We start from the raw sequence: 25,770 nt of genomic DNA, 5'->3' as shown, positions 1-25,770 counted from the left end.
GCCTTGCCGTCTGGCGCCATTGCGCGGCTGGACAAAGCGTTAACCTTATCCCATACCACCTGACGGAATTTCGTAACGGATCGAATCCTTTACGGGCTGATGTTGCGGTGGAGACGGACGATGGCGTTGAAAGATGTGGTGGCGGGAAAGCGTAACGAAGAGGGCATTGCGTCTGCGCTCGCCGTTTTGAAGCAGCAACTCGGCGACAGGCTCCAGACCGGACAGGCGTTCCGGGAGCAGCACGGCCACACCACCACCTATCTGACGCTCCAGGCGCCTGACGGCGTCGTTTTTGCCGAGAGTGCTGATGATGTGAAGGCCGTCGTGAAGGTCTGCTCGCAATATAAGGTGCCGGTGATTCCGTTTGGGACGGGGTCTTCGCTGGAAGGGCAGGTGAATGCGCCCAGCGGCGGAATCTGCATCGATTTCAGCCGGATGAATCGCATCATTGAGGTGAATGCCGAAGATCTTGATGTGACGGTGGAGCCGGGCGTGACGCGCGAGGACCTCAATGTCTATCTGCGCGATACCGGCCTGTTCTTCCCGATCGATCCCGGCGCCAATGCCTCGATCGGCGGCATGGCCTCGACACGCGCTTCCGGCACAAATGCCGTGCGTTACGGCACGATGAAGGACAATGTGCTCGCCGTTACCGCCGTCGTCGCCAACGGCGAGGAAATCCGCACCGCGCGCCGCGCTCGCAAGTCGTCTGCCGGCTATGACCTGACGCGGCTTTTCGTGGGGGCCGAGGGGACGCTCGGCGTCATCACTTCGGTGACGCTGCGGCTGCAGGGCATACCGGAAAAGATCGCCGGCGGCGTCTGCACATTCGACAGCATCAAGGCGGCCTGCGATGCCGTCATCATGACGATCCAGATGGGGGTTCCGGTTGCCCGTATCGAATTGCTCGATGAGGTCCAGGTCCGGGCCTGCAATGCCTATTCCGGCCTGAACTATGCGGAGAAGCCGACGCTTTTCGTGGAGTTCCACGGCACCGAGGAGACGGCGGCGCTACAATCGCAGCAGTTCGCAGAAATCGCGGCTGAATGCGGAAGCATCGACTTCCGCTGGACAAGCGATGCCGCCGAACGCAACAAGCTCTGGAAGGCGCGGCACGACGCCTATTGGGCCTCGCGGGCGCTTGCGCCCCACCTCGACGGGCTTTCCACCGATGTCTGCGTGCCGATTTCGAGGCTGGCGGATTGCGTGGTTGAAACGCAGCTGGATATCCAGGAAAACGGCTTTCTCGCACCGATCGTCGGCCATGCCGGCGACGGGAACTTTCATGTCCTTATTCTGTTCGATGGAAAAGATGCGGAAAGCGTAGCGAAAACCGAAGCCTTCGTTGCCCGTCTCAACCGCCGCGCCATCGCCATGGACGGAACCTGCACCGGCGAACACGGCATAGGACAGGGCAAGATGAGTTTCCTCGCCGAAGAGGCCGGCAATGCATTGGATGTGATGCGCGCCATCAAAATGTCGCTCGACCCGGACAACATTTTCAATCCGGGCAAGTTGTTCCGTCTTGTCTGATCGTTCTCACATTTGATTGGTACAAAAGGCTGCTTGCCGTTAAGGCAAAAAAGAATAGGTTTGCAGCGTTCGTGAAGGGAGATGCAGGTCAGTGCTCGGGCGTATTCTGGTTTTTCTGGGCGGACTGCTGGCGGTGGTGCTGTTTTCGGCGCTGCTTATTCCCTATTTCGTCGACTGGACGGATTTCCGCCGTGATTTTGAGGACCAGGCGAGCCGTATTCTCGGCAAGAAGGTTGTCGTGCATGGCCGCGTCGAGGCCCGCATCCTGCCGTTCCCTTCGGTAACGTTGCATGATGTCCGGGCCGGGACGGATGCCGATGGATCGCCGCTCATCCAGGTCGCTCGTTTTTCCATGGACGCCGAGCTCGCGCCCTTCCTTTCCGGCGAGGCGCGCATCTTTGACATGCGCATCGAGGAACCCAAGGCGAAGATCAGGCTGCTGAAAGACGGCACGCTGGACTGGATGCGCGGCAGCCGCGCGGAAATTCCCGCCCGAACCGTGGTTCTGGAAAGCGTGCAGATTGAGGGCGGCCAGATCGAGTTCATCGACGAGCAATCGGGCCGCAACCGCCTGATCACCGGTCTTACCGCCGATATGTCCGCCAATTCGCTGGCCGGACCATGGAAGGCGGACGGGCGGGCTGCCGTCGACGGGCATCCCGGCTCTTTCTCCCTCTCAAGCAGCGAACCTGATTATGCCAATGGCCGCATGGGCCTTCGCGTCCGCGTCGTGCCGGATGAGCATCCCGTCGAGGTCGATCTGGATGGCGTCATCGCCGCAGCGGCGGGAAAGCCCGCCTATAGCGGTTCGTTTTCTTTCAGCTTCAGGGAAGACGAAAAGCAGAAACAGCCCGGGCAATCGCTCTTCTCCTCGCCGCGCACCCGCGGCAGTTTTGAACTGACCAATGAGAGCGTGCGGATACCGAGCTACCGCATGGAACTCGGCGGTAACGAAAATCCCTACGTCGTGACCGGAGAGGCGACGCTCGATACCGGGGCCAAACCCGAATTCCTGCTGACGGCCGATGGCCAGCAGATCGATGTCGCACGTTTTGCGCCGCCTGTCGTGCAGACGGGCAAGACCTCGCGCCAGCCCACCGTTTCCGTGCGCCAGCGCATCGAGGCCTTTGCCGCCATGGTGGCGCGCATTCCCGTACCGCCGGTGCCGGGCAAGGCGAGCATCAGCCTTCCCGCCCTCGTTTCCGACGACACGACCATTCGTGACATCCGGCTGGATGTTCGGCCGCAGGGCAGCGGCTGGCAGGTGGTGAATGCGGTGGCGACGTTGCCAGGAAGAACCCAGCTGGAGGCCAAGGGATCGTTGACCCTGCTTGGTGGTCCGGCCTTCAACGGCAATATGCTCGTTGCGTCCAACCAGCCTTCGGGGCTGGCGAACTGGCTTTCCGGCTCCGTCGATCCGGCCATCCGGCAACTCAATGCCGCCGGCTTTTCTGCCGATGTCTCGTTGACGACGCTGAACCAGCGCTTCGACAATCTGGAGCTCGCCATCGGCGACGCGTCGCTGAAAGGCGAGCTGGAACGGCGCTCCGACGGCAAGACCTCCAATCTTTCGATCGATCTTGCGGGCAACGAAATCGACCTGGACGCGCTGAAGGCACTCGGCAGTCTGGCGCTTGGCGATCAGGTCGGAAGCTCGGTTCTCGACCACCGCATTACTGCGAAGTTCAAGGCCGACCGGTTCAACATAGCCGGGGTGACCGCCAATCATGTCGAGACCGCCTTCACGATGGCGGGCGGGGTTCTTTCGCTGGAAAATATGACGGCCGGCGATATCGCCGGTGCAGAGGTCAGGGCAAGAGGCGAATTGCAGGGGTCGTTGCTGAAATATGCGGGCAAGGGCACGGTGAACCTGCACGCGGCGGATATGCAGCCGTTCTTCACGATGCTGCAGCAGAAACTGCCTGCTCATCCCTTCCTCAGCCGCCTGGCGGCCAGCGCGCCATGGTACGCCAATTCCGACCTGGCAATGGATGTCTCGGTCAACAGCGAAAACGGCGGCGCCAATGTTGCCGTCTCCGGTACCGTCAACGGCAGCCGGCTGTCCGCCGTCGCCAAGATGCCGGATTTCCTGTCGATCACCGATGACACGGCCATGTCACTGGAAGCTGTCTTGAAAAACCAGTCGACGGCCATCCTGTTCGGCCAGGCCGGGCTTGACCCGTTGCCCTTCGACGCTGACGGCGAGGGCCTCCTGTCCGTCAAGCTCAATGGCACGCTCGGCGCGCCGGCACAGACAGATATCCGCTTCTCGACGGAACGCACACATTTTTCGGCGAACGGCTCCTTTGCCCTTTCAGCCGCCAATTTCGGCGAGGGCAGCGCCGATGTCGTCCTCGAAAGCGCTGATATCGAGCCCTATCTGATCATGAATGCCGTTGGGCTGCCGCAGCTCGGTGGGGGCATGGCGGTGAAGGCCAATGCGAAAGTTGCGGTGGATGGACAAAAAATTGCGCTTTCTTCTGTCGGCGGACAGGCAGGCGGTAATCCCTTCTCCGGCAATCTGACGTTCGAACGCGCCGCGCCCCATTCCGTCAGCGGTGATCTGGCGGTCCGGACCGCCGATCTCGCCTGGCTTGGCGACGCAATCTATGGTCCGGTGATCGATCCGGAAACCGGGGGCCTCAATGCCAAGCCGCTGGCCATGCCGGCCTTCCCGCAGCTCAAGGCGTCTCTGTCGCTCAAGGCGGAAAGCTTCGAGGCCGGACCTTTCGGCACGGTCACGGGTCTGACGGCCAAGGTAACGCATGATTCGGGCAGTCTCGCACTCGACGACATCACCGGCGGCTTCATGGGCGGCAAGATTGCGGGACGGTTTGCGATGTCCACGGGCGAGGGGGCGGGCATTTTCCGCACCAAGATCGCGGTAACCGACGCCAATCCGGAGCCGATCCTTTGGGCGAATGCGAACGGTCCGGTTGCGACCGGCCGCGTGGCCATTGATCTCACGGCAGAATCGACCGGCAAAAGCGTTGGTGAAATGCTGAAATCAGCGGGTGGCTCGGGTGAAATCCGGGCCAGCGGGCTGGTGCTGAAGGGGCTCAATCCCGGTGCCCTGCCGCCAATCCTGCAGGCGGCGGATGGCTTGCTGCAGCCGATCGATGCTCCGAAAGTTCGGCCGCTGGTGGACCAGAGCCTGTGGCAGGGCGAGATCGGGCTCGGCGATGTATCCCTGCCGTTCTCGGTGAATGGTGGTGCGCTGCATTTCCAGAATTTGCGGGCGGCGATCGATCCATTGACGCTGACAGCCGATGCGACGGTTGATCTTGCTGCTTTCACGGTGAATGGCGACTTCGATCTCCTGTTCAATCCCGGCACCGAAACGGTTGCCGGCGCCGAGCCGTCTTTGCGCCTGAATTACAACGGTCCGCTTGCTGCGCCAGCCCTGACGACCGACGTTTCGGCGCTCACCAACTACCTGTCCCTGCGGGCCTTCGAAAAGGAGCGGCGCAGGGTGGAGGCAATGCAGGCAAGCGTTCTTGAAAAGCAACGCCTGCGCCGCGAAGTGGCGCTTTATCGTTTCCAGGCGGCCGAGCGGCAGGCGGAGAAGGAACGGGCGGAGGCGGAAGCCAAGGCGAAGGCAGAGGAAGAAGCGCGGCTGAAGGCTGCTACCGAAGAACGTCTGCGGCAGGAAAAGGAACAGCAGGAACGGTTGCAGCAGCAACAGCAGCAGCAGCCCGTGCCGCAGCCGCAGTCAGCACCGGTTCTGGTGGTGCCACCGACGGAAAATGCAATCCGGGAACTCGCCCCGGAAAATGCTCCCGCCAATCCGTAAATTTCCGAAAAGGGCTCGGCGTCGCTTTTCATTTCTTCTTCGGTTCCATGTCCGCGGTCTGGACAGGCTCCGGTTGCCACCCCGCAATCCGGATTTTCAGGTCCGAAACGGTTGAAGAGGCAGTGAATGAAGGGGAGAAAGCTATGCTGCTCCCGGAGAAACCATGGGTATCCCCATCGGGGGATGTCTGGACGGGGAGGTTTCGGACAAATGCTGGAAACAAGGCTACGCAATACGGGAATGCCTTGCAGCGCAGATTAGTCCGCGAATGTTTAATGAATACTTTCGCAGCGTTACCAGTTTTCGGCGGGAATGTTTTGTAGTCGGCGAATATAAATTGCGGGGCTGGCGTCGCCGGGTGACTCCGTCGCCAATTTACCGCGTCTTGAGCCAGTTCAGCACATAAACGCGTAGCGACGAAGACAGATTGCTGTCGGAGGGGCGGTTGTCATCGATTTCGGCCAGCAGGGCTGCGAAACTGATCTTGCGTCTCTCCGCGATGATTTTCAGCTCGTCCCAAAAGGCGTCCTCAAGCGAAATACTGGTCCGGTGGCCGTGCAACGTCGCAGAATGCTTGCGGATCATCAGATCGGTCTTTGGCTGGAAATCTGAATCATGTTTTGCCGGCAAGCCCCTGTTTTAAGATTCTTTTCCGATTTGCTGGCTCTGTCTGTCCCTCGGCAGGCCGGTCTCAGTCCTTCCGGGGCTCGTGAGCGTCGTTTTCGAGCCGGCCCTGGTCAAGCGCCTTTTCGGCCTTTTCATTCAGGGCTGATGTGAGGTTCTTTTCGGCTTTGGTGCGTCCGAAGGACAGGCGGTTCTGCTCCGCCTGTTTTTCTTTTTCGCTGCGGGCTTTCTGCTTCCGGAACTGGCGCAGATTGACGATATCGGCGGCCATGCGGATACGTCTCCTCGGGTTTCGCGCTCAGGCAGGCGTTATTGCTTCTTGCGGAAAGCATCCAGCGAGACGACGGAGCCTTCCTTCTTTTCCTCGCCGGCCTTGGGCGTTTCGGAAGCGGAAGCCGGCTTCGCCTCGTGCGACACCGGATATGCGGTGATTTCCGCGTCTTCCGCTTCTTCCTCGTCCGCCAGGGGGACATCGAACTCAAGTTCGAAATTTACGGAAGGATCGTAGAAACCGCGGATGGCATTATAGGGAATGACGAGCTTTTCCGGTGTATCGGAGAAGGAGAGACCGATTTCGAAGCCGGTTTCGGTGACCTTCAGGTCCCAGAATTGATGCTGGATGACAATGGTCATCTGCTCGGCATATTTCGCCTTGAGGTGCTGCGAAATCCGCACACCGGGCGCACCGGTCAAGAAGGTAATGAAGAAATGGTGGTCGCCGGGCAGTCGGCCGGTGGCGGCCACTTCGCCCAATACCTTACGAATAACGCCGCGAAGGGCATCCTGTGCGAGAATGTCGTAACGGATATGATCCTGCCCCATGCGGTCCTGTCTTTCCCTTATTCGAACGTCTTTTTCATGCGCGGCGCGCCTTGGGTACCAAGGACGCTGTAACACTTTGAATCTCTGCGTAATCCTTGAGCCGGGATCAATTCCGATCCGGATGGTTACGCTTTGCTCAAGTATACGCAATGTCCCGAACGGCAGCAATGGAAAAGCCGATGCTGTCCGCAAGTCAGCTATCATATAACCAATTCAGGCAAAATGGAGAAGGTGGAGGTTTCTGTTGCCAGGTACCTCCGAACCCCGCCTCACGGGGCTAACCGTGAGGGCTTTAGAGCGGAATTCCCGCACCGCCATTAGGCAGCGAGAGCGTATTCCTTAGCGTTGTTGTCGTTTGCAACTACACTTGTGACCCGATAACGGCGGTATCATGCCGAGCAAAAGTTCGATCTTTACACCCTTGTCGATCCTATTTCGCCCCCATCAAAAGCCGGCCTTTCATCTTAAAGCCGCCGGTTTTTGGTGGAGGCGCCGGGTACCGCCCCCGGGTCCAATAGGTTTATTACACCGACCGTTTATCGCCATAGCCGGGTTGCCCCGGCAAGGCTCATATAGGCGTTTCGACCGGCTGAGAAAAGGGGGGAGATGACAATTCGATGAAAAGGTTTCGTGTTTGACGCCGGCAATTTAGACAATTCTTGACGACGAGGGATTGCTGTCTCATTCTCCCTGCAACCGGTCATTAGAAGCAACACCGGGCCGGGGACACACGAAGGAGTGGACATGACTGACTATCTCGCAGATGTGAAGAAATACGATGCAGCAGCCGACGAAGCCGTTGTTGGCAAGATCGTCAAACATCTCGGCATTGCCCTGCGCAACCGGGATTCCTCGCTGGTGTCCGCGTCCGATCCGGAAGAGCTTGCACGTGTGAAGGCGAGCTGGTGCGGCAAGAAGCTTGGTGTCACCGATGACAGCGCCGACAAGGCAATCGATGCCGTTGCGAAAGCCATGGCCGCCGACCGCTCAAAATCGCGCGTGACCTTTTATTACCTGGTCGCCAAGGAACTCGGAAAGCTTCAGTCGCTCTGATTTTCCCGGAAAAACGGGGATAAGCGTTTCCCCGGTGATTGGTTCTGCCGCCCTGTGCTATTATATCTGCCTGATATCAGGGAATCGGCGGCAGAACGCATGAAACAATATCTCTATCTTCTCCGGCATGTGATGGAAACCGGCTCCGACCGCGGAGACCGCACCGGCACCGGCACGCGCTCGGTGTTCGGTTACCAGATGCGTTTCGACCTTGCAGAGGGGTTTCCGGTCCTCACCACCAAGAAGCTGCATCTGCGGTCCATTATCTATGAACTCCTGTGGTTCCTGAACGGCGATACCAATATCGCCTATCTCAAGGAAAACGGCGTTTCCATCTGGGATGAATGGGCCGATGAGAACGGCGATCTAGGCCCGGTCTATGGCGCACAGTGGCGGTCTTGGCCCGCGCCGGACGGACGCCACATCGACCAGATCGCGCTTCTGATCGAGGGCCTGAAAACCAACCCGAACTCGCGCCGTCATATTGTCTCCGCCTGGAACCCGGCGCTGGTGGACGAGATGGCGCTGCCGCCCTGCCACTGCCTGTTCCAGTTCTATGTTGCTGACGGAAAGCTCTCCTGCCAGCTTTACCAGCGTTCCGCCGATATTTTCCTCGGCGTGCCGTTCAACATCGCGTCCTATGCTCTTTTGACGCTGATGGTCGCGCAGGTGGTTGGTCTGAAACCGGGCGATTTCGTCCACACGCTCGGTGATGCGCATATCTATGCCAACCATTTCGAACAGGCGCGGCTGCAGATGACTCGCACGCCGAAGGCCTTGCCGACGATGCGCCTCAATCCTGATGTCAAGGACCTTTTCGGCTTTAAGTTCGAAGACTTTACGCTGGAAAACTACGAGGCCGATTCAAGCATCAAGGCACCGATCGCGGTATGACCGAGCCGCGTATCATCATCATCGTCGCAGTGTCCGAGAACGGCGTCATCGGCCGCGACCTCGACATGCCGTGGAAGCTTTCCACCGACCTCAAGCGCTTCAAGGCGATGACGATGGGCAAGCCGCTCATCATGGGCCGCAAGACGTTTTTATCCGTCGGCGAGCGTCCGTTGCCCGGCCGCCCGCATATCATCGTCAGTCGTAATGCCGATTACCGGCCGCAGGGTGTCGATGTCGTCTCCTCACTGGAGGAGGCCTTGAAGCTCGCCAAAAGCAAGGCTGCGGAACTCCGCGTGGATGAGGTCTTCGTAGCCGGTGGTGGAGAGATCTACCGTCAGGTCATGCCCTTCGCCGATCAACTTTCCGTCACCCACGTCGCGGTAAAGCTCGATGGCGACACTTTTTTCCCGGAGATCGATCCCGTCGTTTTTGAGAAAACCGAGGAAATCCCGGCTCCCGCTGGGGAAAAGGACAATTATCCCGTTCTGTTTACCACGTATATGCGGAGAGCCGCGGCAAAGTGAACTATTTACCCAGATTGGGTATTTAGTTACCACCTCTGCGTTGAAACGAACGCTTCTCCTTCCTATAACGGGTCGATATTCCCGCCGCACGCGAGCAATCGCTTTCGAACGGAACCGGGAGAGGCTTTTATAAAGAGGTATTGATGCCCTGGAGCAATCAGAATGGCGGCGGCGGCCCATGGGGCGGCGGCGGTGGAGGAAACAACCAGGGTGGCGGTGGCGGCCCGTGGGGGCAGGGGCCTAACCGGCCTCGCGGCGGCGGCGGCGGCAATGGCGGTCCGCCCGATCTGGAAGAGATCATCCGGCGCAGCCAGGACCGTTTCAAAAATGTGCTGCCCGGCGGTTTCAATGGCGGCGCAGTTGCCATTGTGGTTCTCGTCGTGCTGGTTTTCCTCGGCATCCAGTCCATCTACACCGTCCAGCCGGACGAGCGCGGCGTGGAGCTGCGTTTCGGCCGTCCGAAGGACGAAATCTCGATGCCCGGTCTGCATTTCCATCTGTGGCCGATCGAGACGGTTGAAATCGTCAAGGTCACCGAGCAGCAGCAGAATATCGGTTCGCGGGCCTCGTCGTCTTCGTCGAGCGGCGTGATGCTCACCGGCGACCAGAACATCGTCAACGTTCAGTTCTCGGTGCTCTATACGGTTTCCGATCCGAAATCCTATCTCTTCAACGTCGACAGCCCGGCCGAGACGCTGCAGCAGGTTTCCGAAAGCGCCATGCGCGAAGTCGTCGGCCGTCGTCCGGCGCAGGATATCTTCCGCGATAACCGTCAGGCAATTGCGGCGGATGTGCGCACCATCATCCAGTCCACCATGGACGGTTATGGCGCCGGCATTTCCATCAATGCCGTGGCCATCGAAGATGCGGCGCCGCCGCGTGAAGTGGCCGACGCGTTTGATGAAGTGCAGCGTGCCGAGCAGGACGAAGACCGCTTCGTTCAGGAAGCCAATCAATACGCCAACCAGAAGCTCGGCGCTGCTCGCGGTCAGGCCGCGCAGATCCTCGAAGAGGCGAACGCCTACAAGTCGCGCGTCGTCAACGAGGCGCATGGTGAGGCGCAGCGCTTTGTCTCCATCTATGACCAGTATCGCACCGCGCCTGACGTGACCCGTCAGCGCATGTTCCTGGAAACGATGGAACAGGTCCTGAAGGGATCCAACAAGATCATCATCGATGAAAAACAGGGCGTGGTGCCTTATCTGCCTCTGAACGAGATCATGCGCAACAATCCGGGCGCAGCACCGCAGGGAGGCAACTGATATGGGTAACCGTCTTACAGCCGTTCTCGTCGGTCTCGCCGTCCTGCTTTTTCTCGGTTATTCGTCGATCTTCGTGGTTAACGAGCGCCAGCAGGCCATCGTCGTCCGCTTCGGTGAAATCCAGGACGTGAAAACAGCGCCGGGCCTCTATTTCAAGCTGCCCTTCGCCTTCATGGATGCTGATCGCGTGCAATATATCGAGAACCGCGCCTTGCGTTTCGACCACGATAATATCCGTGTTCAGGTTTCCGGCGGCAAGTTCTACGAGGTCGATGCCTTCGTGGTCTACCGCATTACGGATGCGCGCCGCTTCCGGCAGACGGTCTCCGGTGACCAGATGTCGGCTGAATCGCGCCTGCGCACCCGTCTCGACGCATCGCTGCGCCGGGTTTACGGTCTGCGCGGATTTGAATCGGCGCTGTCGGATGCACGTGCGTCGATGATGCAGGAAGTGCGTGACGATCTGCGTCCCGATGCGGAATCGCTTGGGATCAGCATCGTCGATGTCCGCATCCGCCGTACCGACCTGACGCAGGAAGTCTCCCAGCAGACCTTCGAACGCATGAAGTCGGAGCGTCTGGCGGAAGCCGAACTGATCCGCGCCCGTGGTAACGAAGAAGCGCAGCGCCGCCGCGCTATCGCTGACCGTCAGGTTGTGGAACTGGAATCCGACGCTCGCCGCCAGTCCGAAGTTCTGCGCGGTGAAGGCGATGCGGAGCGTAACAAGGTGTTCGGCGAGGCTTTCCAGCGTGATCCGAACTTCTTCGAGTTCTATCGCTCCATGTCGGCCTATGCCAACGCACTGAACGGCAATGGCACGACGCTGGTTCTGTCGCCGGACTCGACGTTCTTCCGTTATTTCAACAATATCGACGGTGCGGCCCCTGCCTCTCCGGCCGCGCCCGCACCTGCGCCGGCGAACTGATGGCGGATAAAATGAATTTGGAGGGGCCGGTTTTTACCGGCCCTTTCTTTTTGGTGGGGTTTCGTGCCAATGCTGTGGCTAAGGGCAAGGCGTCCCCCGCCTGTTCACGAAAAGGTATTTTTACACTTCATCATTCCGCCTTATGCTTTGACGATATATGCAGGGCAAGACGATTTGAAACGCGAGGACGCATATGGCCGTGACCCTTCTTTCGCCTTTTCGCAGCAGCATTTCCGCAGTCGCGGTAATAGCGCTTGTTGCGGGCAGCCTTGCGGTGCCGCTTCCGGCGGGCGCGCAAAGCCACGGGCCGGAATCTGTTGCCGATCTTGCCGAGCCGCTGCTGGATGCGGTGGTGAATATTTCCACGTCGCAGAACGTCAAGACAGATGGCAAGGGGCCGGTTCCGCCACGTCTGCCGGAAGGTTCGCCCTTCCAGGAGTTCTTCAAGGATTATTTCGACAGCCAGAAGCCGGAAGGCGGTGAAAAGGTCAATTCCCTCGGGTCCGGTTTTGTGATCGATCCCGCCGGTTATGTCGTCACCAACAACCACGTCATCGAGGGTGCCGATGCCATCGAGGTGATTTTCCCGAATGGCTCGAAGCTCAAGGCGACGCTTGTCGGCACCGATACCAAGACCGATCTTTCCGTTCTGAAGGTGGAGCCAAAAACGCCGCTGAAGGCGGTCAAATTTGGCGATTCGCGCAGCATGCGCATTGGCGACTGGGTAATGGCGGTCGGTAACCCCTTCGGGCTTGGTGGATCGCTGACCGTTGGCGTCATTTCAGCGCGCGGCCGCAATATCAATGCCGGCCCTTATGACAATTTCATCCAGACGGATGCGGCCATCAACAAGGGTAACTCCGGTGGCCCGCTCTTCAACATGAAGGGCGAGGTGATTGGCATCAATACGGCGATCATTTCGCCGAGCGGCGGTTCGATCGGTATCGGTTTCGCCGTGCCGACGGAGCTTGCACAGAACATCGTTCAGCAACTGATCGAATTCGGAGAGACCCGCCGCGGCTGGCTGGGTGTTCGTGTCCAGCCGGTCACGGACGATGTCGCCGCAAGCCTCGGCATGGACAGCGCCAAGGGCGCGCTGATTTCCGGGGTCGCCAAGGGCGGCCCGGTGGAAAACGGTCCGATCCAGGCTGGCGACGTCGTGCTGAAATTCGACGGCAAGGATATTCACGAGATGCGTGACCTTCTGCGGATCGTGGCGGAAAGCCCGGTCGGCAAGGAAGTCGATGTCGTCATCCTGCGCGACGGAAAGGAAGAGACCGTCAAGGTCAAGCTGGGCCAGCTGCAGGATACTACGGATGAGAAAGCTTCGACTGACGACCAGCAGACTGACGACGGCGACAGCGGTGTGATCGCGCCGGAAGACAATGATGGCGGCGACGATCAGGCCCAGGATCAGACTCCGGAGGTGCGTGAAGCGCCGCAGAGCGTGCTTGGCATGAATCTCGTTGTGCTCAGCAATGAGTTGCGGACGGAAAAGGGCATTGCCGAGAGCGTTGAAGGCGTGCTGGTCGCAAGTGTCGATCCGGGTTCGTCCGCAGAACAGAAGGGCATGAAGGCAGGCGATGTGATTGTGGAAGTCGGACAGGACTTCATGGAGGTTCCGGGCGACGTGCTGGTGCGGGTGAATGGTCTGAAATCGGAAGGCCGCAAGAACGCCCACATGATGGTGGCCGATGCGCAGGGCAATCTGCGCGTGGTGGCGCTGCCGCTGGAATAACGCTTTCCGCACGGTCGGGCAGGAATCGGGTGGTTCCGATGCTGCCGGCTCTTTAAGCCTTGGCCTCCACCGAACGGAGACCAAGGCTATGAAATTACTTGAAAACAAAGTCGCCATCATCATCGGCGCGTCATCCGGCATCGGCCGCGCGACGGCGCGCCTGTTTGCCGCTCATGGCGCCGCCGTCGTCATTAATGCGCGCGGCGAAAAGGCGCTGGACGAGGTTGCCGCCGAGATTCGTGAGGCGGGCGGACATGTGCACACGGTTGCCGGCGACGCTGGCGTTGCGGAAACCCATTCCCGTTTGGCCGAGGCGGCCACCGACGTTTTTGGTGGTCTCGATATCGCCGTCAACAATGCGGGCGGCGTGGGTGCCGCCAAACCGCTGGCGGAGATTTCGCCTGACGAATGGGATTACGTGCTTAACGTCAACCTGACTTCCGCCTTTCTTGGCGCGCGCTACCAGATTCCGCTGATGCTGAGGCGCGGCGGCGGTTCTATCGTCTTTACCTCAAGTTTCGTCGGCACCAGTGTCGGCATACCGGGCATGTCGGCTTACGGCGCTGCGAAGGCCGCGCTGATGGGGCTGGTGAAGGGTATTACCGCCGATTATGCCGCCAGCGGCGTTCGCGCCAATGCGTTGTTGCCCGGGGGTGTGGACACGCCGATGGCAGGGGATCGGGCACAAAAGGACTGGGCCGCCAGCCTGCATGCGATGAAACGCATCGCCCAACCCGAGGAAATAGCGCAGGCAGCGCTTTTCCTCGCCAGCCCGATGGCGAGTTTTGTCGCTGGCGCGGCGCTTTTTGCCGATGGTGGCAACGCCGCGGTGAAATAATTCCGGACCGGCGGGTCACGTCAACGCGCCCGCCATTGCTCCAGCGTCAGCGCATAGGTGACGTGCGGACGCAGATGGGGATGAGTCTCCGTGGGCACGCGGGGATGGTCGAAATCCCGCGAGGGATCACGTTTCAGCCCGATTCGCTCCATCACGGCGGTCGAACGGTGGTTGTTCCAGACAGCGAAGGAGACGATTTCCGGCGTCTCCTTTTCGTCAAAGGCCATCACGAGCAGCGACTGCGCCGCTTCGGTGACATAGCCATGTCCCCAGAAACGGGTGGCGAGCCGCCAGCCGATCTCCATTGTGCCGACCGGGAAGGGCGGGTCGAGATTAAGGACGGGCGAAATACCGCAAAATCCCATGGATTCGCCTGTTTCCCGCTGCTCCATCGCATAGAAGCCATAACCACTGCCGCGGATCATGCCATTGATGGTTTCGAGAACCGCGTCCGCTTCCTGATGGCTGCGGCGGAAGGGGAAAAATTCCATGACCTTCTCGTCGGCATTGATTTCACGGAAAAGGTCTCGGTCGCTCTCCTTCCACTCGCGCAGAATAAGTCTTGGCGTCTCGCGAATGATCATGGGGTGACAAAGTCCGTCTTTCGATAACCCTGAATGTAAAGAAGCGCCGTCAGGTCGCCATGGTCGATGCGCATCTGCGCTTCGGCCGCCACGGCCGGCTTGGCGTGCAGGGCCACGCCCGCGCCCGCCACATGCAGCATGCCCAGATCATTGGCTCCATCGCCAACCGCCATCGCCTCATCTGGAGAAATGCCGAGTTTGGCGGCAATATCATTCAACGCATCTACCTTGGCCTGTTTTCCGAGGATGGGTTCGGCAACGGTGCCATCAAGCTCGCCATTTGCCTCACCAAGCAGATTGGCGCGGTTCTCGTCAAAACCGAGCACCGCGGCGACACGGCTGGTGAAGACGGTGAAACCGCCTGACACGAGGGCCGTGTAATAGCCTTTCGCCTTCATGGTGGCGATGAGTTCCTTGCCACCCGGGGTCAGCGTGATGCGCTTTTCGATGACGTCATCGATGACAGCAACCGGCAGTCCTTTCAGCAACGCGACGCGCTCCCGCAGTGCCGGTTCAAAGGCGATTTCGCCGTTCATGGCGCGTGCGGTGATGGCGGAGACCTTGTCCTTCAGCCCGACTTCAGCTGCCAGCTCATCGATGCATTCCTGACCGATCATGGTCGAATCCATGTCTGCGATCAGGAGTTTCTTGCGACGCTGGTCCTGCTCCTGGATCACGATATCGATCGGCTGGCCGGCGAGGGTGTCAGCGATAGTCCTGTGTGCCTGCTCGGTTGCGGTGCCGGAGGGCAGGGCGATATCGCAGGCAATCCCGTCCGCCAGCCAGTAGAGGCCCGAAGCGTTCACGGCCTTCGCGGCCGCTTCGCCGAGGGCCGGTGTCAGAACAGGATTTGACGGATTGGCGATAAGCGTGGCAACCAGAGCCATGATGAAAAACCTTGATGAGAATTTTGATGCGATCCTGATAACCGGCCCGACGGCTAGCGGCAAGTCCGCGCTTGCGCTTCGTCTGGCTGTGGAGCGGGACGGTGTCGTCATCAATGCCGACAGCATGCAGGTTTACGACACGCTGCGCGTGTTGACCGCCCGACCGTCCGAAGACGAGATGGAGGGGGTGCCGCATCTCCTCTACGGTCACGTGCCGGCGAGCAGCCTCTACTCCACGGGCGAATGGCTGCGGGATATCACCGCCGTGCTTGCCGATCTGCGCGAGCAGGGGCGTTTCCCCGTCATCGTCGGCGGCACGGGGCTTTATTTCAAGGCGCTGACAGGCGGGCTTTCCGACATGCCTGCCATTCCGGACACGATCCGTGAGCCGATGCGGGCCCGGTTGATCGAAGAAGGCGCAGCCATCCTTTACGCCGAGCTTGCCCGGCGCGATCCCGTCATGGCCGACATGCTCCAGCCGGGAGACGGCCAGCGTATTGTCCGCGCGCTGGAGGTGCTTGAAGCGACCGGGAAGTCCATCAGGGATTTTCAGCTTGCCCGTGGCCAGATGATCGTTGATCCGGACCGGGCGCAAAAACTCGTGGTCCTGCCGGAGAGGCCGGTATTGCATGCGCGTATCAACCGCCGTTTCGAAGCCATGATGCATAGCGGTGCAGTGGAGGAGGTGCAGGCGCTTCTCGCCCTCGATCTTCCGGCCGATGCCACCGTCATGAAGGCGATTGGCGTTGCCCAGATCGCTGAAATGCTGGCCGGGCGCATGAGCACGGCGGATGTGATTGAAAGATCGGCCGCTGCAACCCGACAATACGCCAAACGGCAGATGACATGGTTCCGCAACCAGATGGATGAAGACTGGATGCGTATTCAGCCGTGAAGGAAATCAATCTTTCCTGTAGAGACTGCCGAGCGGTTTCTTGAGCAGGCTTTCACGCAGCGACGGGCGTGTATCACCCTGGGGACCATTCTGCGCCTGCATCTGGAAACCGGCTTTGCGCAACTCGTTGACAGCGCTGGAGGCGGTGTCGGTGCCTACCGGATTTTGTGATGCAGGCAGGGCGCGCCCAGGTAGCATGTCCGGGCGGTAGGGTTCGTATTCCTCGCTTACGGCCGCCCCCAGCTCCCGCTTCCAGGGATCGATATCGGCCGCATCGAGAGGCCGCGCGGTCGGTTCCGCCGGATCTGAAAAGGCCGCTTCCACGCTCTGCTGAAAGCCTGTGATAACCGGCCTGCTTGCGGCGCGCATGCGGGTGACGATGGCGTTCAGGTCAACGGTATCGGGCGTTTCCTGGCTGGCGTGGCTGATCGTGCCGCTCGCCTTGGGCAATTTGATGGTGGGCACCCGGTCGAAACGCATGCGCATTGGCACCCCGACTGCCTCGCCGAAGGCGATGGCTTCGCCATTGCCGATGGAGGAAAGAAAGCTTGTGGTTGAGGCCGATGCGTTCGGCACAGCCGAGAGAATGATCTTCTGGTCAATCTCGTTCGACAGCCGCATGGCGAAAACAGTCGAACATTGCGACAGGATTGTCTGATCCAGCTCACTGGGTCTCTGGGTGATGATGCCCAGCGAAATGCCGTATTTCCGGCCTTCCTTGGCAATCTGGGCGATGGATTGGCGGGTGGGGAAAAAGCCGCGCTCGGGGTCGGCGGGAACATAACGGTGCGCTTCCTCGCACACGACGAGCATATGTAGCGAACCGCGCGCCAGCACCGCCAGTTCAAAGGACATACGGCAAAGAACGGAAACCACCGAGTTTACCACTTCGGACGGGATGCCCGACAGTTGGAATACCGAAATCGGTTTGCCTTCCCCGGGAATGCGGAAAATATGCGCCACTGTTTCCAGAATCGTGTCGCTGATCGTATTGCTGGAGAACATGAAATTATAGCGCGTGTCGTTGATGGCCGAAAGAATGCGGCCTTTCAGCGTGCGCAGCGCCGGTTTTTCGCCACGCCCCTCCAGCCGCCCGATGCGCTCGTCGATGAGGGCAAGAAGATCGGCGATGCGGTAGGGAACCGGCGTGTCAGGTGTGATCGCGCTCTTGTCGGAGGTGCGGCGAACGGCCGAACCTTCTGTTCCGCGAAACGCTTTTTTCGCCTCGGGAATCAGATCCCGCAGAACATCCATTTCCTCCGGCACGGGTTTGCGGCCGCGGAAGACAACCTCCGCGAATTCCTCCAGGCGCATCAGCCAGAAGGGAAGGTCCAGCGTATCGGTGTCGATGACGACGGAATGATCTGGGAAGGCGGCGGCGAATTCATTGTGCGGATCAAGAATGAGGACACGCAGTTTCGGGTCGGTCTCGATTGCCTTGTTCAAAAGCAGGGAGACCGCAGTGGTCTTGCCCACACCGGTCGAACCGACAACGGCAAAATGTTTGGCCAGCATCTGCGGAATATTGATGGCGGCATTGATCGTATCGTCCTGCGTCAGCTTGCCGATGACGCAGGCGTCGCGCTTGCCGCCGTCGTAAATCCTTGAGAGGTCGCTTGCACGGATACGATGCGCGACCGCGCCGAGATAGGGATAACGGGAGATGCCGGTGGAAAAGCGTTCGCTGCCATCTTCGGTGCGATAAACCTCGCCCACGAGTTCAACGTCGATCAGCAGCCTGTTCGGCTTGTCTGGCGCCCAGTATTCTTCGCCGGTCCGCATGGCAAAGACAAGCGCGGCGACGCGGCTCGTGCCCATTTCAATGGAGATCAGGCGTCCGACGGACCAGAGCTGCGATACGTCTGTGGTGCCCGGTTCGGTTTCCGCAACAATGGTGGCGCGTGCGCCGTCGCAGGCGATGACACGGCCGAGCATGCGGTTCGCCGGCTGCTCGCCGGATCGCCGTTCGTTTTCGCCCATGCGGGACGCGTTATGAAACGTGTCGTTACTCACATTTTTTCCCGGTACATGCGGATGATCGCGGAGGTTCCGGCAGCATCTGCCTTCCCGGTATAAAAGATTATGCTTAACAACAGGTGTATCGCTTGCGTTCGAAAATTTCGTGCAGACGCGCTTTCCGGTAATAAAAGAAGGCGACGGTGATTTTTTCATGCAATATGCGTTGACGGCTGGGGCTTTTGTGGCTAACACTCCGGCCCATGAAAAATCTTAACGTACTTATCGTGGTGGGACGGCGCATGGGCAGGATGGTGTAACCATCCGGCGAAAGCACCCATGCGCTGAACGAGGCTCCTCTAGGGGCCTTTTTTTATGTCTTCAAACAGGCCCTAGGGCTCCTCGATATCCAAAGCCAAAGCGGGATGGAAACAGGCAATGACGGATAAGGACAATACGGAAAACAGCAATCGCATGACAGGTGCGGAGATCGTTCTGCAGGCGCTGAAGGACAACGGCGTCGAGCACATCTTCGGTTATCCAGGCGGCGCCGTACTTCCGATCTATGACGAGATTTTCCAGCAGGAAGACATCCAGCATATCCTCGTGCGCCATGAGCAGGGCGCTGGCCATGCGGCTGAAGGTTATGCGCGCTCGACCGGCAAGGTCGGTGTCATGCTCGTCACCTCAGGTCCCGGCGCGACCAATGCGGTTACGCCCCTGCAGGATGCGCTGATGGATTCCATTCCGCTCGTCTGCCTGTCCGGCCAGGTTCCCACCACGCTGATCGGCTCGGACGCGTTCCAGGAATGCGACACCGTCGGCATCACGCGTCCCTGCACCAAGCACAACTGGCTGGTAAAGGACGTCAACGAACTGGCTGGTATCATCCATGAGGCGTTCCGCATTGCGCAGACTGGCCGCCCGGGTCCTGTCGTTGTCGATATTCCGAAGGACATCCAGTTTGCCACCGGCACCTACACGCCGCCTTCCGCCGCCGTCCAGCAGAAGAGCTACAAGCCGAAGGTTCAGGGTGACCTCAACGCCATCCATGCCGCCATCGAACTGATGTCGAAGGCGAAAAAGCCGGTTTTCTACACCGGCGGCGGCGTCATCAATTCCGGCCCGGAAGCAACCCGGTTGCTGCGTGAACTGGTCGAGCTGACCGGCTTCCCGATCACGTCGACATTGATGGGTCTCGGCGCCTATCCGGCGTCCGGCAAGAACTGGCTCGGCATGCTGGGCATGCACGGTTCCTACGAAGCCAATATGACCATGCATGATTGCGACGTTCTCGTCTGCGTCGGCGCGCGTTTCGACGACCGTATTACCGGCCGCATCAACGCTTTCTCGCCGAATTCGAAGAAGATCCATATCGATATTGATCCCTCCTCGATCAACAAGACGGTTCGCGTCGACGTTCCGATCATTGGTGATGTCAGCCACGTTCTGGAAGACATGGTTCGCCTGTGGCGCGCTTTGCCGAAGAAGCCTGAGAAGGCGCAGACGGCGGATTGGTGGGCGCAGATCGAGCGCTGGCGCGCCCGCAACTCCTTCGCCTACAAGAATTCCAACGATGTCATCATGCCGCAATATGCACTGCAGCGGCTTTATGAAGCTTCGAAGGGACGCGACACCTACATCACCACGGAAGTCGGCCAGCACCAGATGTGGGCGGCGCAGTTTTTTGGCTTCGAGGAGCCGAACCACTGGATGACCTCGGGCGGTCTCGGCACCATGGGCTACGGCCTGCCGGCCGCCATCGGGGTTCAGGTCGCGCACCCCGAAGCGCTGGTTATCGACATTGCCGGTGACGCCTCGATCCAGATGTGCATTCAGGAGATGTCCTGCGCCATCCAGTACGGCCTGCCGGTGAAGATTTTCATCCTCAACAACCAGTATATGGGCATGGTGCGCCAGTGGCAGCAGCTGCTGCACGGCAACCGCCTGTCCAACTCCTATACGGAAGCCATGCCCGATTTCGTCAAGCTGGCCGAAGCCTATGGCGCGGTTGGCATGTATTGCGACGACCCGAAGGAATTGGATGACAAGATTGCCGAGATGATCGCGGTCAAGAAGCCGGTCATTTTCGATTGCCGTGTTGCCAATCTCGCCAATTGCTTCCCGATGATTCCGTCTGGTAAGGCTCATAACGAGATGCTGCTGCCGGATGAGGCGACGGATGAAGCAGTTGCCAACGCCATTGACGCCAAGGGCCGTCAGCTAGTCTGAGCCGGGAGAGGAAAAGGACATGAACGCACACCTACAACCCACCGGCTCTGCCTACTTCATTCAGAAGGAAACGGCCGCCGTCGAAAACCACACGCTGTCGGTTCTCGTCAACAACGAGCCCGGCGTGCTGGCTCGGGTCATCGGGCTCTTTTCCGGCCGTGGCTACAACATTGAAAGCCTGACGGTTTCGGAAACCGAACATGAGGCGCATCTCTCGCGCATCACCATCGTCACGCGCGGCACGCCCATCGTGCTGGAGCAGATCAAGGCGCAGCTGGAACGGATCGTGCCGGTGCACCGGGTTCTCGACCTGACCGTTCGCGCCCGCGAACTGGGGCAGGAGCGGCCGATCGAGCGGGAAGTGGCGCTGATCAAGGTTGCCGGCACCGGTGAAGTCCGAGCCGAGGCGTTGCGGCTTGCCGATGCGTTTCAGGCCAAGGTCGTGGATGCGACGGTGGAGCATTTCATCTTCGAAATCACCGGCAAGTCGTCGAAAATCGACCAGTTCGTGGCGATCATCAAGCCGCTCGGCCTGATCGAAATCTGCCGCACGGGCATTGCCGCGATGAACCGTGGTTCGCAGGGGATGTGATTTCTCCGAGTGCAGAGCAGATGTTGGAATACAAGCCCGCGGTTCGCCGCGGGTTTTTTTATGGCCTGCTCTTGGCTGATATATATTCAACCATATGGTTGACTTTCTTGGGCGGGAGTCTATATTCAACAACATGGTTGAATTATCCGCTTCACATCTAGACACTGTCTTTCATGCCTTGGGCGACGCCACGCGACGCACGATGCTGCGGGATCTTTCCCGCGGTGAGCGAACGGTGACACAGTTGGCTCAGCCGTTCGACATCTCGCTCGCTGCGGCTTCAAAGCACATCAAGGCGCTGGAAAATGCGGGGCTCATCCGCCGCGAGGTGAGGGGGCGTATCCATGTCTGCCGCCTTGCGCCGGAACGGCTGGAAGAAGCGCATGAATGGCTGGATTTCTACCGGCAGTTCTGGGGCAGCCGCCTCGATATTCTTGAGCAGATGCTCAGGGAGGAAGACCAGGGAAAAACCCCTGCAGATGGAGGAAATGACAATGGCTGATATTGCAATGCCTGACACCTATGGTCGCCTCGTTGAACCGACGACCCTGAAGATCGAGCGGCTGCTGCCGGGGCCGGTCGAACGGGTATGGGCCTATCTGACGGAAAGCGACCTTCGCCGCCGCTGGCTGGCTTCCGGCGAGATGCGGCTTGCCGCCGGCGCACCATTCGAGCTGGTGTGGCGGAATGATGAACTTTCCAATCCACCCGGACGCCGCCCTGAGGGCTTTTCCGAAGAGCACAGGATGGCTTCCCGCATCATTACGGTTGTTCCGCCGCACCGCCTTGTCTTCACATGGGGCGAGGGTGCCGAGGTTTCCATCGAACTCCAGGCTCTTGGCAAGGACGTGCTCCTGACGCTGATCCATCGCCGGCTGGCGGATCGCACCACAAGGCTCAATGTCAGCGCCGGTTGGCACGTGCACCTTGATGTTCTCGCTGCCCGCCTTCAGGAGGAGGAGCCGGGACCCTTCTGGGAAACATGGCTGGGTCTGAAAGAGGAATATGAGCACCGGATACCGCAATAGGCACGGTGCGTTCTCGTGATGCAACGGCGCGGCTTGCCGCGCCGTTTCGATTGGTCCGCCTGATCTTCCCTGGGCGACAGGGCTGACTATGGACTTGGCGTTCACATTCCGATTCAACCGCTTGAGCGATTGATTCCGAAGTGTCTCCTAACCGTTTGTTACGTCAAAGCATTTCCAGCGCCGTCTTGCGCGTTGGCGGGGGGAAGACGGCATCCAGTGCGGCCCAGTCCTCCTCGGTTATATCAAGATCAGTCGCGCCGCGATTTTCTTCGACGCGCGCGGGATTCGAGGATTTCGGGATCGCGATGACGCCTTCCCTTTCCAGCAGAAAAGCCAGAGCCAGTTGCGCCGGGGTCGCCTGATAGGCCTTGGCGATGCGTATGAGTTCATGGTTCTTGAGAATACGGCCCTGTTCTATGGGAGAATAGGCCATCAGTGGTACTCCGTTCTGCTGGCACCAGGGCAAAAGCGAAAACTCCGGCCCGCGTCGGGACAGATTGTAAAGTACCTGATTGGCGGCGCAGTTCCTGCCGTCAGGAACAGCGAAAAGCTCTTCCATGTCGTCCGTGTCGAAATTGGAGACGCCCCAGTCGCCGATCTTGCCGTCCCTCTTCAGTCTTTCGAAAGCCGCCACGGTTTCTTCGAGTGGGTGCTCTCCGCGCCAGTGCAGCAGATAGAGATCGATGTGGTCGGTGCCGAGCCGGGTGAGGCTGCGCTCGCAGGCGTCAACAGTGCCGGTGGCACTGGCATTCCAAGGATAGACCTTGCTTACCAGAAACACGTCTTCGCGATGATTGACGATAGCCCTGCCGACTATCTCTTCCGATCGGCCGTCCGCGTACATTTCCGCCGTGTCAATCAACGTCATGCCAAGGTCGATGGCCCTTCGGATACTTTCGACCTCCTGCTCGGCGGATGATCTCGTCTCCCCCATGTTCCACGTCCCGAGGCCGAGGGCTGGGACCTCTTTTCCGGATGGGAGGGCAACGTAGGGAATGTCATCATACATCGTTTCGCTCCAGGGTTCTCGGGGGAAGAATAAGCCTTTGTTCCGACTTCTCAACCCGGCACGGACGGGATCGATCCATCAAAAAAATTGACCTCGTCGATCGGTTTGCCGGGCTGGTCTGATGGCGGTCCCGTGGGTAGGGTTGCCTTCACAGGAGAGATCATGACTGCCGAGACATTTATCGCGCTGGTGCTGTTTGCCTTCACCACCTCCATCACGCCCGGTCCGAACAATATGATGCTGTTTGCTTCCGGCGTGAATTTTGGTTTCCGTCGCACCGTCCCGCATATGCTCGGCATCGGTGCGGGCTTTCTTTCGCTGCTGATCGGGGTCGGATTTGGCCTCGGGGCACTGTTGCATTCGGTACCGGCACTTTACACCGGGCTGAAATTTGCGGGTGGGCTTTATCTCGTCTGGATCGCGTGGAAAATCGGAACGTCCCGCAGCCTCCATGAAGGCACGGTGGCTTCGCAGCCGATGAGTTTTCTTGCAGCAGCGGCGTTCCAGTGGGTTAATCCCAAGGCGTGGGTGATGGCGGTTACGGCAATGGCGACATATACGGACGAGAGGCAGTATTTCCTTACCGTAATGCTTGTGGGGGTGGCCTTCGCTGCCGTCAATCTTCCCAGTGTTTCCACCTGGGCCGGTTTCGGCTCGGCGCTTCGCGACTGGCTCTCCGTTCCAGTCCGGCTCAAATGGTTCAACATCAGCATGGCCGTGCTTCTCGTCATCAGTCTCTGGCCGATGCTGAAATAACGGCTCCACTCAGCGACTCTATGCCGGGAACTGCCGGTAACATTCCTCGGCGATCGCCTGTACCTCGGCTCGCGTCAGTTCCGCGGAGACGGCGTAACCCAGCTCGTTGTCGATCCAGTAGAACGTCTCGATTCCATCGGCGCTGGCCATGCGGAAACTGGTTGTACGGTTTTCTTCGTTGTGGCCTATCAGCACCGTCACCCGCCTGCCGGTCCTGTCCTGGTACATCAACATCGCACCCGGCTTGCCGCTGACGGGGATAAGACGCCCACCGACGAGGTCATATCCAATCTTCGAAAGATCGGGAATCGCGAAGGGGTAGCCGAGCCGCTTGCCAAGCCAGGTTGCCAGATGCTGCTGTTCCCCGGCCCCCACCTCTACGGGATGACGCACTTCGCTCGCGTAGATGAGATAAGCGGATTTCGCCTGGGCAGGAATGTCCGTCGTCAGCGATGCCAGCACCACATCCTGCGGCGTGGAAACGGACCAAGGCAGAAGCCTGCCGGCTGCCGCGCCCGCCGTGAAGATCAGGAAGGCTGCCGCGGTTCGCAGGAGAAGGGGTTTAAGCCGCCAGGCGCGTGCGACCTTTTCGCGAATCAGCATCGATGCGTCACGCGGATGTGCGGCGGCATAGGAGGCGAAGGCATTTCTCAGGCTGTCGGCCTGTCTCTTCCAGTCTTCCACCCGGCTCTGCTCTTCCGGTCTTTCCGCGAGCCATGCCTCGACAGCCGCGCGGTCATCGTCGGAGAGAAGCCCGTCGACATAGGCGTGCAGGTCGTCTTCGGTTATGGCATCAGCCCGTTTCATCGTGGTCTCCGCAGGGGAATGATATTATCCGCCGCCAGATGCTGGCGAAGGGTTTCGCGGGCGCGGGACAGTCTGGACATGACGGTGCCGACCGGGATCGACAATGTCTCCGCCGCCTCCTGATAACTGTAGCCTTCCACCGTCACCAGCATCAGTACGGCGCGCATCTCAGGCGAAAGCAGCGCAAGCGCGCCATGCAGGCGGTCGTTCTCCAGCGTATCGCCCAGCGTTTCGGCAGCGGCGATCGTTTCATCGAGACTTTCCGAAGGATGCCGTTTCTCTGTCCGGTGGCGGTTGCGATAAAGATTCGTCATTATCGTGTAGGCCCATGATTTCAAACCGGTTCCGCGCCATGTTGCTTTATTGGCCAGCGCCTTCTCGACGCAGTCCTGCAACAGGTCCTCTCCATCGGTATCTGAGCGCGAAAGGCTGCGGGAATAACGGCGCAGCATCGGTATCAGGGCCAGCATCTCCGCTTCGAAGCTGCCGGCCGCGGGGGACTGTCTCCCCCGCGTCGCAGCTTCCATCTCGTCAGGGTTTTGCTGCATCCCACACACCGTTCACGCCGTCGCCGGTGGCATCGCCCTTCTTGGTGTCCTTGATCCAGTAATAGAGCGGCATGCCGTCCTTCGCCCATTGCTTCTTGCCGTCCTTACGCGTCACGATGGAGTAAGCCCCTTCGGCTTTCGCATTCTCCGCAGCGAAGAAGGGCGGCCAGTTCGTGGCGCATTTGTCATAACAATTGGATACGCCCTTCTTGTCGTTCTTGAAAGTGTAGAGCGTCATGCCTTTTTCACCTGCGAGCACATTGCCTTTTGCGGTCTTGACCGTTTCGACCGCCGGGGCGGCATAGGCTGTTCCGGCAAAGGCCAGAACGAGGGCGGGGACGATGAAGCGGATTTTCATGGACATATCCTCCTTGGTTCGGGCGGGCTCGAGCCGCCGGCACAACAAGAGACACCGTTGGTCCGTGATTTATTCCCTTCGCAAAATATTTTTTTCAGCAGCCTGATGACGA

25 protein-coding genes and 1 other RNA gene are annotated in these 25,770 nt (G+C 59.6%); 15 read left to right on the top strand and 11 right to left on the bottom strand.

Annotated elements, in window-relative coordinates; genetic code table 11:
• Positions 1-120 precede the first annotated feature (120 nt).
• Both BTN45_RS09085 and BTN45_RS09080 read left to right on the top strand, forming a co-directional pair.
• Entirely contained in the window at positions 121-1,533 is a 1,413-nt protein-coding gene (locus BTN45_RS09085) for an FAD-linked oxidase C-terminal domain-containing protein (protein WP_022556576.1), read from the top strand.
• A 91-nt stretch (positions 1,534-1,624) separates the two neighbouring features.
• Positions 1,625-5,326 carry an AsmA-like C-terminal region-containing protein gene (locus BTN45_RS09080; protein WP_207587344.1) on the top strand — a complete coding sequence of 1,234 codons (3,702 nt, stop codon included), beginning with the start codon at positions 1,625-1,627 and terminating at the stop codon, positions 5,324-5,326.
• Positions 5,327-5,701: 375 nt separating this feature from the next.
• On the opposite strand, the gene BTN45_RS09075 is transcribed toward BTN45_RS09080, so the two are convergent.
• The 4 genes from BTN45_RS09075 to ssrA all read right to left on the bottom strand — a co-directional run bounded on the left by BTN45_RS09075 (position 5,702) and on the right by ssrA (position 7,374).
• Positions 5,702-5,911 carry a ribbon-helix-helix domain-containing protein gene (locus BTN45_RS09075; protein ID WP_034498861.1) on the bottom strand — a complete coding sequence of 70 codons (210 nt, stop codon included), beginning with the start codon at positions 5,909-5,911 and terminating at the stop codon, positions 5,702-5,704.
• A 106-nt stretch (positions 5,912-6,017) separates the two neighbouring features.
• Positions 6,018-6,221 carry a DUF4169 family protein gene (locus BTN45_RS09070; protein WP_035209709.1) on the bottom strand — a complete coding sequence of 68 codons (204 nt, stop codon included), beginning with the start codon at positions 6,219-6,221 and terminating at the stop codon, positions 6,018-6,020.
• Between the two features lie 38 nt (positions 6,222-6,259).
• Positions 6,260-6,772 (bottom strand): SspB family protein, encoded by a 513-nt coding sequence (locus BTN45_RS09065; RefSeq protein WP_004442741.1) that lies wholly within the window; start codon positions 6,770-6,772, stop codon positions 6,260-6,262.
• Between the two features lie 230 nt (positions 6,773-7,002).
• Positions 7,003-7,374: a transfer-messenger RNA gene (ssrA, locus tag BTN45_RS09060) on the bottom strand.
• Positions 7,375-7,516: 142 nt separating this feature from the next.
• Between ssrA and BTN45_RS09055 the strand changes: the two genes are divergently transcribed.
• The 7 genes from BTN45_RS09055 to BTN45_RS09025 all read left to right on the top strand — a co-directional run bounded on the left by BTN45_RS09055 (position 7,517) and on the right by BTN45_RS09025 (position 14,006).
• Positions 7,517-7,825 (top strand): DUF2853 family protein, encoded by a 309-nt coding sequence (locus tag BTN45_RS09055; RefSeq protein WP_004442740.1) that lies wholly within the window; start codon positions 7,517-7,519, stop codon positions 7,823-7,825.
• A 99-nt stretch (positions 7,826-7,924) separates the two neighbouring features.
• A complete protein-coding gene (locus BTN45_RS09050; RefSeq protein ID WP_207587336.1) occupies positions 7,925-8,719 on the top strand; it encodes a thymidylate synthase in 795 nt (264 codons plus the stop codon).
• Positions 8,716-9,243: a dihydrofolate reductase gene (locus BTN45_RS09045; protein WP_207587334.1), complete on the top strand. Its 528-nt coding sequence runs from the start codon at positions 8,716-8,718 to the stop codon at positions 9,241-9,243. The genes BTN45_RS09050 and BTN45_RS09045 overlap by 4 nt, the downstream gene beginning before the upstream one ends.
• 143 nt (positions 9,244-9,386) lie before the next feature.
• A complete protein-coding gene (gene hflK, locus BTN45_RS09040; RefSeq protein ID WP_207587332.1) occupies positions 9,387-10,505 on the top strand; it encodes an FtsH protease activity modulator HflK in 1,119 nt (372 codons plus the stop codon).
• Between the two features lies 1 nt (position 10,506).
• Positions 10,507-11,430 carry a protease modulator HflC gene (locus BTN45_RS09035; RefSeq protein WP_004442736.1) on the top strand — a complete coding sequence of 308 codons (924 nt, stop codon included), beginning with the start codon at positions 10,507-10,509 and terminating at the stop codon, positions 11,428-11,430.
• 193 nt (positions 11,431-11,623) lie between these two features.
• Positions 11,624-13,168, top strand: a complete 1,545-nt coding sequence (locus tag BTN45_RS09030; protein WP_006697792.1) for a Do family serine endopeptidase — start codon at positions 11,624-11,626, stop codon at positions 13,166-13,168.
• Positions 13,169-13,256: 88 nt separating this feature from the next.
• The gene (locus BTN45_RS09025; protein WP_207587330.1) at positions 13,257-14,006 is read left to right on the top strand and encodes an SDR family oxidoreductase; all 750 of its coding nucleotides are present in this window, start codon (positions 13,257-13,259) and stop codon (positions 14,004-14,006) included.
• Positions 14,007-14,026: 20 nt separating this feature from the next.
• Here the strand turns inward: BTN45_RS09025 and BTN45_RS09020 are convergent, their stop codons facing one another.
• Positions 14,027-14,590 (bottom strand): GNAT family N-acetyltransferase, encoded by a 564-nt coding sequence (locus BTN45_RS09020; RefSeq protein ID WP_207587328.1) that lies wholly within the window; start codon positions 14,588-14,590, stop codon positions 14,027-14,029.
• Positions 14,587-15,477, bottom strand: coding sequence for a phosphoserine phosphatase SerB (serB, locus tag BTN45_RS09015; protein ID WP_045531885.1), 891 nt, complete (start codon positions 15,475-15,477; stop codon positions 14,587-14,589). Before serB ends, BTN45_RS09020 begins: the two co-directional genes overlap by 4 nt.
• On the opposite strand from serB, the gene miaA reads away from it, so the two are divergent.
• Positions 15,476-16,372 (top strand): tRNA (adenosine(37)-N6)-dimethylallyltransferase MiaA, encoded by an 897-nt coding sequence (gene miaA / locus BTN45_RS09010; RefSeq protein ID WP_207587325.1) that lies wholly within the window; start codon positions 15,476-15,478, stop codon positions 16,370-16,372. The genes serB and miaA overlap by 2 nt on opposite strands.
• Positions 16,373-16,378: 6 nt before the next feature.
• On the opposite strand, the gene BTN45_RS09005 is transcribed toward miaA, so the two are convergent.
• The gene (locus BTN45_RS09005; protein WP_022556567.1) at positions 16,379-18,385 is read right to left on the bottom strand and encodes an ATP-binding protein; all 2,007 of its coding nucleotides are present in this window, start codon (positions 18,383-18,385) and stop codon (positions 16,379-16,381) included.
• A gap of 381 nt (positions 18,386-18,766) precedes the next feature.
• On the opposite strand from BTN45_RS09005, the gene BTN45_RS09000 reads away from it, so the two are divergent.
• From BTN45_RS09000 to BTN45_RS08985, 4 genes are all read left to right on the top strand, one after another.
• The gene (locus BTN45_RS09000; RefSeq protein ID WP_004442729.1) at positions 18,767-20,560 is read left to right on the top strand and encodes an acetolactate synthase 3 large subunit; all 1,794 of its coding nucleotides are present in this window, start codon (positions 18,767-18,769) and stop codon (positions 20,558-20,560) included.
• A gap of 19 nt (positions 20,561-20,579) precedes the next feature.
• Entirely contained in the window at positions 20,580-21,152 is a 573-nt protein-coding gene (gene ilvN, locus BTN45_RS08995) for an acetolactate synthase small subunit (protein ID WP_004442728.1), read from the top strand.
• Positions 21,153-21,285: 133 nt separating this feature from the next.
• Positions 21,286-21,654: a metalloregulator ArsR/SmtB family transcription factor gene (locus tag BTN45_RS08990; protein WP_006697797.1), complete on the top strand. Its 369-nt coding sequence runs from the start codon at positions 21,286-21,288 to the stop codon at positions 21,652-21,654.
• On the top strand, positions 21,647-22,180 hold the full coding sequence (locus tag BTN45_RS08985; RefSeq protein ID WP_035209722.1) for an SRPBCC family protein: 534 nt from the start codon (positions 21,647-21,649) through the stop codon (positions 22,178-22,180). Before BTN45_RS08990 ends, BTN45_RS08985 begins: the two co-directional genes overlap by 8 nt.
• A gap of 163 nt (positions 22,181-22,343) precedes the next feature.
• Here the strand turns inward: BTN45_RS08985 and BTN45_RS08980 are convergent, their stop codons facing one another.
• A complete protein-coding gene (locus BTN45_RS08980) occupies positions 22,344-23,189 on the bottom strand; it encodes an aldo/keto reductase (RefSeq protein WP_207587323.1) in 846 nt (281 codons plus the stop codon).
• Positions 23,190-23,351: 162 nt separating this feature from the next.
• Between BTN45_RS08980 and BTN45_RS08975 the strand changes: the two genes are divergently transcribed.
• Positions 23,352-23,945: a LysE family translocator gene (locus tag BTN45_RS08975; protein WP_207587321.1), complete on the top strand. Its 594-nt coding sequence runs from the start codon at positions 23,352-23,354 to the stop codon at positions 23,943-23,945.
• Between the two features lie 18 nt (positions 23,946-23,963).
• Here the strand turns inward: BTN45_RS08975 and BTN45_RS08970 are convergent, their stop codons facing one another.
• From BTN45_RS08970 to BTN45_RS08960, 3 genes are read right to left on the bottom strand one after another with little or no spacing between them, the layout of a single operon-like run.
• Positions 23,964-24,752, bottom strand: a complete 789-nt coding sequence (locus BTN45_RS08970; protein WP_207587319.1) for an anti-sigma factor — start codon at positions 24,750-24,752, stop codon at positions 23,964-23,966.
• Positions 24,749-25,300, bottom strand: coding sequence for an RNA polymerase sigma factor (locus tag BTN45_RS08965; RefSeq protein ID WP_004442719.1), 552 nt, complete (start codon positions 25,298-25,300; stop codon positions 24,749-24,751). Before BTN45_RS08965 ends, BTN45_RS08970 begins: the two co-directional genes overlap by 4 nt.
• Positions 25,284-25,658, bottom strand: coding sequence for a hypothetical protein (locus tag BTN45_RS08960; protein WP_169692043.1), 375 nt, complete (start codon positions 25,656-25,658; stop codon positions 25,284-25,286). Before BTN45_RS08960 ends, BTN45_RS08965 begins: the two co-directional genes overlap by 17 nt.
• Between the last annotated feature and the right edge of the window lie 112 nt (positions 25,659-25,770).

Origin of the sequence: Rhizobium sp. ZX09, from assembly GCF_017357485.1 — a bacterium.
Taxonomy (GTDB): domain Bacteria; phylum Pseudomonadota; class Alphaproteobacteria; order Rhizobiales; family Rhizobiaceae; genus Agrobacterium; species Agrobacterium pusense.
Note: the sequence above shows the minus strand (reverse complement) of the source record. Positions and strands in the feature narration are given on the sequence as shown.

Excerpts from the sequence above, each read along its gene's own strand:
- BTN45_RS09085 (WP_022556576.1), top strand. The coding sequence starts at position 121 with ATGGCGTTGAAAGATGTGGTGGCGGGAAAGCGTAACGAAGAGGGCATT.
- BTN45_RS09075 (WP_034498861.1), bottom strand. The coding sequence starts at position 5,911 with ATGATCCGCAAGCATTCTGCGACGTTGCACGGCCACCGGACCAGTATT.
- BTN45_RS09070 (WP_035209709.1), bottom strand. The coding sequence starts at position 6,221 with ATGGCCGCCGATATCGTCAATCTGCGCCAGTTCCGGAAGCAGAAAGCC.
- BTN45_RS09065 (WP_004442741.1), bottom strand. The coding sequence starts at position 6,772 with ATGGGGCAGGATCATATCCGTTACGACATTCTCGCACAGGATGCCCTT.
- BTN45_RS09055 (WP_004442740.1), top strand. The coding sequence starts at position 7,517 with ATGACTGACTATCTCGCAGATGTGAAGAAATACGATGCAGCAGCCGAC.
- BTN45_RS09050 (WP_207587336.1), top strand. The coding sequence starts at position 7,925 with ATGAAACAATATCTCTATCTTCTCCGGCATGTGATGGAAACCGGCTCC.
- BTN45_RS09045 (WP_207587334.1), top strand. The coding sequence starts at position 8,716 with ATGACCGAGCCGCGTATCATCATCATCGTCGCAGTGTCCGAGAACGGC.
- hflK (WP_207587332.1), top strand. The coding sequence starts at position 9,387 with ATGCCCTGGAGCAATCAGAATGGCGGCGGCGGCCCATGGGGCGGCGGC.
- BTN45_RS09035 (WP_004442736.1), top strand. The coding sequence starts at position 10,507 with ATGGGTAACCGTCTTACAGCCGTTCTCGTCGGTCTCGCCGTCCTGCTT.
- BTN45_RS09030 (WP_006697792.1), top strand. The coding sequence starts at position 11,624 with ATGGCCGTGACCCTTCTTTCGCCTTTTCGCAGCAGCATTTCCGCAGTC.
- BTN45_RS09025 (WP_207587330.1), top strand. The coding sequence starts at position 13,257 with ATGAAATTACTTGAAAACAAAGTCGCCATCATCATCGGCGCGTCATCC.
- BTN45_RS09020 (WP_207587328.1), bottom strand. The coding sequence starts at position 14,590 with ATGATCATTCGCGAGACGCCAAGACTTATTCTGCGCGAGTGGAAGGAG.
- miaA (WP_207587325.1), top strand. The coding sequence starts at position 15,476 with ATGATGAAAAACCTTGATGAGAATTTTGATGCGATCCTGATAACCGGC.
- serB (WP_045531885.1), bottom strand. The coding sequence starts at position 15,477 with ATGGCTCTGGTTGCCACGCTTATCGCCAATCCGTCAAATCCTGTTCTG.
- BTN45_RS09000 (WP_004442729.1), top strand. The coding sequence starts at position 18,767 with ATGACGGATAAGGACAATACGGAAAACAGCAATCGCATGACAGGTGCG.
- ilvN (WP_004442728.1), top strand. The coding sequence starts at position 20,580 with ATGAACGCACACCTACAACCCACCGGCTCTGCCTACTTCATTCAGAAG.
- BTN45_RS08990 (WP_006697797.1), top strand. The coding sequence starts at position 21,286 with ATGGTTGAATTATCCGCTTCACATCTAGACACTGTCTTTCATGCCTTG.
- BTN45_RS08985 (WP_035209722.1), top strand. The coding sequence starts at position 21,647 with ATGGCTGATATTGCAATGCCTGACACCTATGGTCGCCTCGTTGAACCG.
- BTN45_RS08980 (WP_207587323.1), bottom strand. The coding sequence starts at position 23,189 with ATGTATGATGACATTCCCTACGTTGCCCTCCCATCCGGAAAAGAGGTC.
- BTN45_RS08975 (WP_207587321.1), top strand. The coding sequence starts at position 23,352 with ATGACTGCCGAGACATTTATCGCGCTGGTGCTGTTTGCCTTCACCACC.
- BTN45_RS08970 (WP_207587319.1), bottom strand. The coding sequence starts at position 24,752 with ATGAAACGGGCTGATGCCATAACCGAAGACGACCTGCACGCCTATGTC.
- BTN45_RS08965 (WP_004442719.1), bottom strand. The coding sequence starts at position 25,300 with ATGCAGCAAAACCCTGACGAGATGGAAGCTGCGACGCGGGGGAGACAG.
- BTN45_RS08960 (WP_169692043.1), bottom strand. The coding sequence starts at position 25,658 with ATGAAAATCCGCTTCATCGTCCCCGCCCTCGTTCTGGCCTTTGCCGGA.